Consider the following 1192-nt stretch of genomic DNA (forward strand, 5'->3'; position numbering starts at 1 on the left):
CTCGGGGAATTCGAGCGCCGCGGCATCCCGCCCGGCGCACGCGGCGGCCAGCACCAGCTCGGTGAGATCCTCGCGGACCACCTCCGGCGGCGTGATCTCGGCGAGCGGCGCGCGTTCGCCCCACAGGCGCAGGCATACGCCGGGGGCCGTTCGTCCGGCGCGCCCCCTGCGCTGGTCCGCACTGGCGCGGGAGACCGCCTGCAGCGCCAGCACGGTGCGGCCGTTGCGCCGCATCGTGCGCCGCTCCAGGCCGCTGTCCACCACGGCGGTGACGCCGGGCACGGTGAGCGAGGTCTCCGCCACGTTGGTGGCGAGAATCACCCGGCGTGGCCCCTCGGGGCTCAACGCCCGGCGCTGGTCCGCCGCCGGCGCGCCCGCGTGCAGCGCGATGACCTCCGCCTGGACCCCGCCGAGCGCCCGCGCCGCGTCCGCGATCTCCCCGCGGCCGGGGAGGAACACGAGCACGTGCCCCTCCGTCTCCGCCAGGGCCCGCTCCACTGCGGGCGCAAGGCGGGTCTTCAGCTCACGGCTGTCGGGCATCCCCCTGGGATCGTCGCCGAGGTGGTGGACGCTCACGGGATAGGCCCGGCCCGCCGCCTCCAGCAGCTCGGCACCGAGGTGGCCCGCCAGGCGCTCGCCCTGAATCGTCGCGGAGGTGATGACCAGCCGCGGCCCCTCCGTGCGGGCACGCAGCAGCGCCAGGAGCAGGTCCGTGTCCCAGCGCCGCTCGTGGAACTCGTCCAGCACGACAGTGGCGAAACCGGCAAGCCCGTCCGCCGCCAGCCAGCGCAGGGCGATACCGGGTGTGACGAACACCACCTCGCTGTCCGGACCGTGGCGGACATCACCGCGGATGGCATGGCCCACCCGGCCGCCGGGCGACTCGCCCAGGTTGCCCGCGACGAAGCCGGCCAGGCTGGTGGCCGCGAGCCGGCGCGGCTCGATCACCAGCACCCGCCCCTGCCCCCGCGCCCACAGCGGCAGCCGCGTGGACTTGCCCGAGCCTGTGGCCGCGGACACCACCACCGGCCCCTGCGCCAGGGCGGTACGGAAGGACGGCTCGATGACGTCAATGGGGAGTTGGGGCGCGCTCTCGGTCATGGCCCGACAGGGTATCCGCGCGCGGCGACAAGCCCAAGGGCCGGCGCAGTAACTCGTGCGCGATCTTCGGCACCGGATCCGCGTCGTGGCG

The 1192-nt window shown here is 75.4% G+C and carries 1 protein-coding gene; it reads right to left on the reverse strand.

Annotated elements, in window-relative coordinates:
* The coding region (locus tag G7A99_RS20190) for a helicase-related protein (protein WP_163143625.1) at positions 1 to 1101 on the reverse strand (1101 nt) is incomplete at its 3' end.
* Positions 1102 to 1192: the final 91 nt, after the last annotated feature.

The organism is Arhodomonas sp. KWT (assembly GCF_010993615.1).